9 protein-coding genes are annotated in these 8,191 nt (G+C 63.0%); all 9 read right to left on the bottom strand.

Going from position 1 to position 8,191, the window contains the following annotated elements; all coding sequences use genetic code 11:
* The coding region (locus HHL25_RS15095) for an SDR family NAD(P)-dependent oxidoreductase (RefSeq protein ID WP_169592717.1) at positions 1 to 457 on the bottom strand (457 nt) is incomplete at its 3' end.
* Positions 458 to 486: 29 nt separating this feature from the next.
* Positions 487 to 939, bottom strand: coding sequence for a MaoC family dehydratase (locus tag HHL25_RS15090; RefSeq protein ID WP_169592714.1), 453 nt, complete (start codon positions 937 to 939; stop codon positions 487 to 489).
* A 14-nt stretch (positions 940 to 953) separates the two neighbouring features.
* Positions 954 to 2,021: a Gfo/Idh/MocA family protein gene (locus tag HHL25_RS15085; RefSeq protein WP_169592709.1), complete on the bottom strand. Its 1,068-nt coding sequence runs from the start codon at positions 2,019 to 2,021 to the stop codon at positions 954 to 956.
* A 171-nt stretch (positions 2,022 to 2,192) separates the two neighbouring features.
* Positions 2,193 to 2,522: an L-rhamnose mutarotase gene (locus tag HHL25_RS15080; protein WP_169592705.1), complete on the bottom strand. Its 330-nt coding sequence runs from the start codon at positions 2,520 to 2,522 to the stop codon at positions 2,193 to 2,195.
* Between the two features lie 14 nt (positions 2,523 to 2,536).
* The gene (locus tag HHL25_RS15075) at positions 2,537 to 3,646 is read right to left on the bottom strand and encodes a mandelate racemase/muconate lactonizing enzyme family protein (protein ID WP_169592701.1); all 1,110 of its coding nucleotides are present in this window, start codon (positions 3,644 to 3,646) and stop codon (positions 2,537 to 2,539) included.
* A gap of 1 nt (position 3,647) precedes the next feature.
* Complete coding sequence (locus tag HHL25_RS15070) at positions 3,648 to 4,745, bottom strand: ABC transporter ATP-binding protein (protein ID WP_169592698.1); 1,098 nt, start codon at positions 4,743 to 4,745, stop codon at positions 3,648 to 3,650.
* A gap of 3 nt (positions 4,746 to 4,748) precedes the next feature.
* On the bottom strand, positions 4,749 to 5,615 hold the full coding sequence (locus HHL25_RS15065) for a carbohydrate ABC transporter permease (protein WP_169592695.1): 867 nt from the start codon (positions 5,613 to 5,615) through the stop codon (positions 4,749 to 4,751).
* A gap of 1 nt (position 5,616) precedes the next feature.
* Positions 5,617 to 6,513 carry a carbohydrate ABC transporter permease gene (locus HHL25_RS15060; RefSeq protein WP_169592691.1) on the bottom strand — a complete coding sequence of 299 codons (897 nt, stop codon included), beginning with the start codon at positions 6,511 to 6,513 and terminating at the stop codon, positions 5,617 to 5,619.
* Between the two features lie 247 nt (positions 6,514 to 6,760).
* Entirely contained in the window at positions 6,761 to 8,077 is a 1,317-nt protein-coding gene (locus tag HHL25_RS15055; protein ID WP_169592688.1) for a sugar ABC transporter substrate-binding protein, read from the bottom strand.
* Between the last annotated feature and the right edge of the window lie 114 nt (positions 8,078 to 8,191).

Here is an 8,191-nt window from a genome sequence, read left to right as displayed (position 1 = left end):
TGACGGTATAGGCGCAGCGGTTTGGCACCCCCTTCACCGAGGAGGCGACCGAGGCCATGTTGATGATCGAGCCGTCGCCGCGGGCGATCATTCCGGGCAGCACGGCGCGGATGGTGCGGATCATGGCGCGGACATTGAGGTCGAAGGCGAAGTCGAGGTCCTTGTCGGCCATGTCCAGGACCGTGCCGCCATGCACGACGCCGGCGCAGTTGAACAGCACGTCGACATCGCCGAAGCGTCCGAGCACGTCCTTGACCATCGCCTCGTCCAGCACGTCGAGCCGCGCGGTCTCGATCGAACCGCCGCCTTGTCCCGCAAGCTCTGCGAGCGCCGCCTCGTTGATGTCGGTCGCCAGCACCCGCGCACCGGCGGCCGCAAAGGCAAGCGCGCTCGCGCGGCCAATCCCCTGGCCGGCAGCCGTCACCACGACACGTTTGTTTTCGAGGGAAAGCGACATCGGAATTTCCTTTCTGGATGCTTGCCGGATCAGGCGGCCTTCGGCCGCCGCTCGACGATATGGATGTGGTCTGCGGCGAGCACGACCTCGCCCTTCTGGTTGACAACCTCCGTGCGCTCGACGACGCGGCCGACCTCGGCCCGCTTCGGATCGTCCTCCTTCGAATGGATCGTTACCCGGGTATGGATCGTGTCGCCGATGAAGACCGGACGGATGAAACGAAGCCGGTCGTAGCCGTAGGAAAACGCAGCCGGATTGATGACGGATGCGGTCAGCCCGACACCGATCGAAAAGACCATGGTGCCATGGGCGATGCGTTGGCCGAACGGGGTCGTCTTGGCGAATTCGGCGTCCATGTGATGCGGGAAGAAATCGCCGGTATGCCCGGCATGGACGATGAAATCCGTCTCGGTGATGGTGCGTCCCGTCGTCTGGCGCTGCTCGCCGATCTGGTAGTCTTCGTAGTATTTGAGCTGTTCCATTGCGGACTTCCTTGTCAGGGCTTTGCGGCGAGCGGGGTGGCAGGCGCCGCGTTCGAGGCATAGAGCGCCTCAACGAGTGCCATCGTCATCCAGGCATCTTCGACCGAGGACACGAGTTCCTGATCCTCGCCTGCGGCGTAGCGCTGAAGATTGGCCATGCGCCCGACGAAGGCGTCGGGGAACCAGGTGCCCTGCAGCGGAACCTCGACCCAGTCGGTGCCGCCCTTCGGATAGATCGCCAGGATGTCGGGCTCGCCGTGCGGATAGTCGAGGTTGACCCCGAGCTGCACATAGGCCGCACCCTCGGTACCGCAGACGCGGAACTCACAGGCCTGGTAGCGACGGCCGAACTTGTGGTCATGGTTGATCGACACGGCGCAACGGACGCGGTCGCCATAGTCGAGGATTGCCGTCGTGCGCGTCTGGGCCATCTTGTGATTGGGATGGCCGATCGATTTGGCATGTACACCCTTCGGGTCACCGAGAACCTGGCGGATGAGATCCAGATAGTGGATCGAATGCATGGCGATCTCGATGCGCGGCAGGCCTTCGAGGAAGGCCCAGAGCTGCCACGGCGTATCGAGCGCGAGATAGACGTCGAAGTCCACGACTTCTCCGAGCAGGCCCTTGGCGATCGCATCCTTGAGCGCCAGCATCATCGGCGCGAAACGCAGCTGGAAATTCACGGCCGCCTTGAGCTTCTTCGCCCGGCATATTTCGAGGATTTCCGTTGCGGCAGCGAGGTCGGACCCCATCGGCTTCTGGATCAGCACTGGCGCGCCGTCGGGCAGAGCGGAAAGCACCTTGGCATGGGCTGCCGGCGGCGTGGCGAGATCGAAGATCGCACCTTCGACGGCTGCCGCCTCCTCGACGGTGGCATAGGCCTTCACGCCCCATTTGTCGGCCAGCGCCTTTGCCTTCTCGTGATCGGGGTCATAGAGCCCCGCAATCGGAAAGCCGCCCTTGGCATAGGCTGGAAAATGCGCGTCGCCGACGATAGATCCGGCCCCGAATGTGACGATCGGACGGGGATTGGCAGGAAGAGGCCAGGACTGGGAAAGGGATTTCGGGTCGAAGGTCATTGCATCGTCTCCGGGAGAGTTGGGAGGCCCCTCATCCGGCTGCCGCCACCTTCTCCCCGCAGACGGGGAGAAGGAAGACCCGGGCCGGCCTCGACGTCAGCATTCCCTCTCCCCGCCTGCGGGGAGAGGGTCAGGGTGAGGGGCAAGTCACAGCACACCCCGGGCACAGCGTTACGCATGGAAGAACACCTCCTCCATCTCGGCCCACCACTCGCCGTCTTTCCGGGTGTCGAGTGGCTGTTGGCACGGCATGCAGACGGCCCACCATTCCTGGGTGGTCGGATCGGCCGCCATCTTCGCCATGTCGGCCGCAAAGTCGCTGCCGTGATATTCGAAGAACGAGAACAGCACGTTCTCCGGCTCCTTCAGGAAGATCGAGTAGTTCCGAATGTTGCAGGCCGAGATCATCGCCAGCACGTCGGGCCACACCGCCGCATGCAGGCGCTTGTACTCGGCGATCTTCTCCGGCCTGAGGCCGATCACCATTCCCTTGCGTTCCATGATGTCCTCCCGGTTCAGCGTATGTCGCGGTCGAATTCGATGATCCGGCGGCTGCGGATCGCATCGCGGTCCCACTCGATGCCGAGGCCGGGCGTCGACGGCGCAAGCGCCATCCCGTCCTCGATCACCAGGCGTGACGTGGTGATGTCGTCGAGCTGCGGGATGTATTCGACATATTTTCCGTTCGGCACGGCGCAGGTCAGGCTGACATGCAGTTCCATCAGGAAGTGTGGGCAGACCGGCATGTCGAAGGCTTCCGCCGCATGCGCCACTTTCAGCCACGGCGTGATGCCGCCGATCCGGCCGGCGTCGACCTGCACGATCGAGCAGGCGCCGCGTGCCATGTATTCGCGGAAATGGCGGATCGAATAAAGCGACTCTCCGACCGCGACCGGCGTGGCGGTCGAGCGATTGAGCCTGACATGACCGTCGATGTCGTCGGCCGGCAGGGGCTCCTCCAGCCAGGCGAGGTCAAGTTCGCGCAGCCGTTCGGCGCGCCGGATCACCTCGTCCACGGCAAAGCCCTGGTTGGCGTCCGTCATGATCTCGTAGCCGTCGCCGACGGCCTGCCGCACGGCCGACAGGCGGGCGAAGTCTTCCGCACCGTGCGGTTTGCCGATCTTGACCTTGGAGCCGCGAAAGCCCTTGGCCTTGGCGTCGAGCGCATCCTCGACCAGCGCCTCGGCCGGCAGGTGCAGCCAGCCGCCTTCGGTGGTGTACAGCGGGCACCTGTCCTTGGCGCCGCCGGCGAGCTTCCAGAGCGGCAGCCCCTGCTTGCGGGCGCGCAGGTCCCAGAGCGCGGTGTCGATCGCGGCGAGCGCGATCGAGGTGATCGCGCCGATCGTCGTCGCATGGGTGGCAAATTCGAGCTCGTGCCAGATCGCCTCGATCTGGTCGGCGTCGCGGCCGATCAGGCGGGGGCTAAGATGATCGGCAAGAAGCCGCATGACCGACGAGCCGCCGGTGCCGATCGTATAGCTGTAGCCGGTGCCGCTGGCGCCGTCGCTGTCGGTGATTGTGACCAGCGGCGTTTCCTGGCTGACGAAGCTCTGGATGGCGTCCGTGCGCTCGACCTTCGGGCGAAGGTCGACCATGGAAAGCTCGACGCGTTCGATCTTCGCCATGTCAGCCCCTCAGGGTCTTGCCGCTGTCGCGGTCGAAGAGGTGGGCCTGCGAGAGGTCGAAGCAGAAGGGCAGGCTTTCTCCCGACTTCAACGGCCGCGGATTGAGCATGCGGCCGACCCATTCGGCACCACCGAATTCGGAGAATACGAGGGTTTCGTTGCCAAGCGGCTCGGTGATCGCGACCTTGAGGTCCTGAGCATGGACATCCGTCTCGTGGCCCGAATGAATGCCATGGCCGGCGGGATAGAGGTCGTCGGGACGCAGGCCGAAGGTCACCTTCTGGCCGGCCGAGACGCGGCTTGCGAACTGTTTCGGCAGCGGCAGGCTGTCGCCATTGCCGAAGACCATGCGGCCATCGGCAATCTCGGCGTCCTTGAGGTTCATCGGCGGCGAGCCGATGAAGCCGGCGACGAACTTGGACGTCGGCCGCTGGAAGACGTCTTCGGGCGTTCCGACCTGCTCGATGTAACCGTCACGCATGATGACGATGCGGTCGGCGAGCGTCATTGCCTCGACCTGGTCGTGTGTCACGTAGATCACCGTCGACTGCACCTTGGCATGCAACTTCTTGATCTCGGTGCGCATCTGGGTTCTGAGTTTCGCATCAAGGTTCGACAGCGGTTCGTCGAACAGGAAGACCTCCGGATCGCGAACGATGGCGCGGCCCATGGCGACACGCTGGCGCTGGCCGCCGGAAAGCTGCGAGGGGCGGCGCTCGAGAAGGGCGGTGAGGTCAAGGGTGCGGGCCGCCTCCTCGACACGGGGGCCGATTTCCTCCGGCTTCATGCCGGCGATCTTCAGCGAAAAGCCCATGTTCTCGCGCACGGTCATGTGCGGATAGAGCGCATAGGACTGGAACACCATGGCGAGGTTGCGGGCCCGCGGCGGCAGGTCGTTGACGATCCGGCCGCCTATCTTCAGGTTTCCGCCGGAGATCGGCTCGAGCCCGGCGATCATCCGGAGCGTTGTCGACTTGCCGCATCCGGAGGGACCGACAAGGGCGATGAATTCACGGTCGGCCACTTCGAGATCGATGCCATGCACCACTTCGAGGGCGCCATAGCGCTTGACCAGCTTTTCGAGGGAAACGGTTGCCATGGTCTATCCTTTGACTGCGCCGGAGGTGAGGCCGGATACGAGATGCTTCTGCACGATGAAGGTCAGCACGAGGGCCGGGATGATCATCACGACGGCGAGCGCACACATGCCGCGCCAGTCGATGGTGAACTCGGCGGTATAGTCGAGAAGACCGACGGGCAGGGTTTTGGAGTTCACGGAACGGGTGAGCTGCGAGGCGAGCGCGAACTCGTTCCAAGAGGTGAGAAAGGCGAAGATGCCGGCCGAGGCGATGCCGGGTCCTGCCAGCGGAAACTCGACCTGCCAGAAGGCCTGCCAGCGGGTGCAGCCATCGATCTGCGCTGCCTCGGCGAGATCCTTCGGCACCTGCCGGAAGAAACCGTCGATCAGCCAGATGGTGAAGGGCACGTTGAGCGCAACATAGGCGAGGATCAGGCCAAAATGCGTGTCGATGATGCCGAGCTTCGAATAGACGAAGAACAGCGGCAGCGAGAGCGCGATGCCCGGAACGGTCCGGGTCAGCATCAGGCCGAGGAAGATCGACGACTTGGCCTTGAAGCGGTAGCGCGCGAAGGCATAGCCGCCGGCCATGCCAATGGCGAGCGAGATCACCGTCGAGGTGACCGAGATGATCAGCGAGTTGCGGAAGTATTCGATGACCGGGATACCGCCTTGGCCGATGCCGGAGAACATCGCCACATAGGCGTCGAGCGACAGGTGCTGGGGGATCCAGACCGGCGGCTTCGCCATGATCTCGACCGTCGGCCGGAACGAGGCGAGCACGATCCACAGGCCCGGCAGGCAGATGATGGTCATGGCCAGGAACAGGCCGATCTTGTGGGCGATCGACAGGCCCAAGGATTTCAGGCGGGCTTCAGCATTCTCGTTCATATCACCACTCCGCAGCGATCTGGGTGCGGGCTGCCGCCAGCTTTTTGTAGAAATAGACGGTGAAGAGGATCGACAGCAGGATGGCGAAATAGGCCATGGCATTGGCGAGCCCCATGCGGGCGTCGGAATAGGCAGTGCGTGAAACCAGGGTCCAGAGGAGTTCCGTGCGCTTGGCCGGGCCGCCGTCGGTCATGATCTTGACGATGTCATAGGCACGCGCCACGTCCAGCGAGCGGATCGTCATGGCGATATAGGCAAAAGGCATGATGAAGGGCCAGGTGACATAACGGAAGGTCTGGAAGGGCGTGCATCCATCGACACGCGCGGCCTCGATCGGCTCCTTGGGCATGGCAAGCAGGCCGGCGAGGATCAGGATGGCGAAGACCGAGGTGGACGACCAGATTTCCGCGGTGATGATCGCCCAGAAGGCGAGCTGCCCGTCGATCAGCCACGGGATCGCCTGATTGGTGAGGCCAAGCGACTGCAGTGCATTGTTGATGAGGCCGATATTGTCGTTGAACATGAACTTGAATTGGAAGCCCACAAGGATCGGCGAGAACATCATCGGGAACATCATGATGGTTCTCAGCACGCGCTGTCCGCGCGAGGCCTTCTCCACCAGCATGGCAAGGCCGAGGCCGAGCAGCATCTCGACGTTGAGGGCAACGGTCAGCAGGAGAACGGTGCGTCCGAACGCTGTCCAGAACTCCCAGTCGGTCAGGATGCGCTGGTAATTGCGAAACCCGACCAGCGTGTAGAGCGATGCCGGCTGGGTCAGCCGGAAGGCGGTAAAGCTCGAATACAGCGAGAGCAGAAGAGGAATGATGACGACGGCTGCCAGGATGATGAATGCGGGCAGCAGAAGCAGGACGGGTGCCGGTAGTCTCCAGCCTTTCATGAAATGCCTCTCCTGTATGCTTTTGAAAGTGTTTGTCATGCAGTCAACACTCCCTGTGGCTCCGAACGAGGAGCCGTTTTGCGAGTGCGGACTGCCTGCTAATGCTAAATAAGTTTAGCCCCTCATCCGGCGGCCGGCACCTTCTCCCCGCAAGCGGGGAGAAGGGAGATGCCGCGCCGTTTCCGTCCCCTCTCCCCGCGTGCGGGGAGAGGGTCAAGGTGAGGGGCCGTTTCCGGTAATCGGAGCCTTAAAGCTCGCCGGCGTCCTCGAGGATCTCGGTCGCCTTCTTGGCAGCATCGTCAAGCGCCTGCTTCGACGTCTTGTCGCCGAGGATGGCGGCCTGGAGTTCCGGATAGACGGCGTTCGAGATTTCGATCCAGGACGGCGTCTGCGGAACGGCGAAGGCATGCTTGGCCGCTTCCTGGAAGGCGCTCAGGACTTCCTTCTTGTACGGGTCGCTTTCGGCTTGGCTGATGTCCCAGTCCCATACGGCGGTGCGGGTCGGCAGCGGGCCGGCGGCTGCCTCGAGCTTCTGGCTGTCCTCGTTGGTGAGGAACCAGACGAGCGAGGCGGCAGCTTCCTTGCTGGAGCAGCTTTCCGTGACAGAGAAGCCGTGATGGCCGGACCAGCCGGTGCGCTTGCCGGACGAGCCTGCCGGCTGAACCTTCACGCCGACATTGCCGGCAACCTTAGACGACTTCGGGTCGTTGAAGAAGGTTGCCCAGCCAGGCCAGTCGAGGTTGACGGCGATGGTGCCGGAGGCGAAGCCCTGGCCGAGATCGTCCCACAGATAGTTGGTGGTGCCGGCCGGAACCGCCTTGGCCTTGTACATGTTGACGAACCAGTCGAGCGCGCGCACGCCGGCTTCGGAATTGAAGGCGGGCTTGCCGTCGGCATCGAGGTATTCTCCGCCCTCGGCGACCACCATTTCATAGAAGCGGCCGTTGATGGCTTCTTCCTTGCCGGCGAACTGGGTGCCGTAGAAATCCGGCGGGCTGGAGAAGAAGGTGGCCTGGTCGCTCACCTGCTGCCAGGTATCCGGCGGCGTCAGCTCATAGCCGTACTTTTCCTTGAAGGCCTTCTTCTTGGCTTCGTCCTGGTAAAGGCTCTTCTGGTAGTAGAGCGCGGAGACGTCGAACTGCGCGCGCGGCAGCATCACCAGCTTGCCGTCGAGGGTCGAGGCCTTGATGTTTGCCGGCACGAAGGCGTCAATTTCTTCCTTCGGCAGCAGGGCCGAGAGGTCGGTGTAGATGTCCGGATACTGCGGCGCGAACGAGGAGTGGTTGGAACCGACGCACCAGGAGATGTTCCCGGTTGCGATATCCGACTTGATCTCCTTGTCGAGTTCGAAGTGGTTCTTCTTCGAAATCACGTTGACCTTGGCGCCGGTCGCCTTCTCCCATTCGGCGATGCGCGCGTAGAGCGCTTCATACTGCTGGCCGCCGATCAACTTGGCGTCGATGGTCACGCCGTCGAACTTGCCCGGCAGATCGGCCGCGCCGACCGCTCCCGCCCAAGCACACATTAATGCGCCGGCTGCAACGCCGGTCCAAAGCTTTGGCATTTTCTCCTCCCATTTGGCTTTCGCCCAGCCCTCACCAATAAGAGCTTCATTCATATACAAACCATTTATTCGCCTATCGTCAAGCTCAAACTATTGCAGGCCATCCATTCTGCG

The organism is Rhizobium terricola, from assembly GCF_012927355.1.
Classification (GTDB): Bacteria; Pseudomonadota; Alphaproteobacteria; order Rhizobiales; family Rhizobiaceae; genus Allorhizobium; species Allorhizobium terricola.
Note: the sequence above shows the minus strand (reverse complement) of the source record. Positions and strands in the feature narration are given on the sequence as shown.

Excerpts from the sequence above, each read along its gene's own strand:
- HHL25_RS15060 (WP_169592691.1), bottom strand. The coding sequence starts at position 6,513 with ATGAAAGGCTGGAGACTACCGGCACCCGTCCTGCTTCTGCTGCCCGCA.
- HHL25_RS15070 (WP_169592698.1), bottom strand. The coding sequence starts at position 4,745 with ATGGCAACCGTTTCCCTCGAAAAGCTGGTCAAGCGCTATGGCGCCCTC.
- HHL25_RS15075 (WP_169592701.1), bottom strand. The coding sequence starts at position 3,646 with ATGGCGAAGATCGAACGCGTCGAGCTTTCCATGGTCGACCTTCGCCCG.
- HHL25_RS15065 (WP_169592695.1), bottom strand. The coding sequence starts at position 5,615 with ATGAACGAGAATGCTGAAGCCCGCCTGAAATCCTTGGGCCTGTCGATC.
- HHL25_RS15080 (WP_169592705.1), bottom strand. The coding sequence starts at position 2,522 with ATGGAACGCAAGGGAATGGTGATCGGCCTCAGGCCGGAGAAGATCGCC.
- HHL25_RS15055 (WP_169592688.1), bottom strand. The coding sequence starts at position 8,077 with ATGCCAAAGCTTTGGACCGGCGTTGCAGCCGGCGCATTAATGTGTGCT.
- HHL25_RS15085 (WP_169592709.1), bottom strand. The coding sequence starts at position 2,021 with ATGACCTTCGACCCGAAATCCCTTTCCCAGTCCTGGCCTCTTCCTGCC.
- HHL25_RS15090 (WP_169592714.1), bottom strand. The coding sequence starts at position 939 with ATGGAACAGCTCAAATACTACGAAGACTACCAGATCGGCGAGCAGCGC.